This is a genomic window from Streptomyces sp. NRRL F-5126 (assembly GCF_000721265.1).
Classification (GTDB): Bacteria; Actinomycetota; Actinomycetes; order Streptomycetales; family Streptomycetaceae; genus Streptomyces.
On the sequence record NZ_JOFZ01000090.1, the window covers coordinates 1 to 408 of the forward strand.

Consider the following 408-nt stretch of genomic DNA (forward strand, 5'->3'; position numbering starts at 1 on the left):
GCGGGAGCCTTCTCCTTCTTCCCCTTGCCCCGGCCGAACAGCCGACCCAGCAGCCCCCGCTTCTTCTCGCCGCCGCCCTCGGTGCCGGCCGACGGCTCCGGAGCCTGCGGGGCCGGTGCCGGGGGCGGCGCGGGCGCCTGCTCGGGAGCGGGACCCTGCTCCTGGTCCTTCTTGCCGCCGAGTCCGAACTTCCACCACTTGGCCATGACCGATCACTCCCCACGCTCTGCGGTGTACTGCTCGACTGCGTTGTGGATGAACACCTTGTGGTCCGGGCGGACCTGCTCGAACAGCGGCAGGAAGTCGGCCAGCGGCACGGTGTTCTCCGCCGTCCACTGCCCGCCCTGCGACCCGAGCTTCATGCCGTCCGGCTTCGCCAGCTCGGGGTCGGCCTCGTTGCTGGGGAAC

Annotated in this window: 1 protein-coding gene and 1 pseudogene; both read right to left on the reverse strand. The window is 71.3% G+C overall.

Annotated features, from left to right (window positions below):
- Nucleotides 1-206 (reverse strand): annotated as a pseudogene (locus tag IH48_RS36480) (hypothetical protein); the annotation flags it as partial.
- 6 nt (nucleotides 207-212) lie between these two features.
- Nucleotides 213-408 (reverse strand): hypothetical protein (locus IH48_RS33995; protein WP_037844147.1); only part of this gene is annotated, 196 nt, incomplete at its 5' end.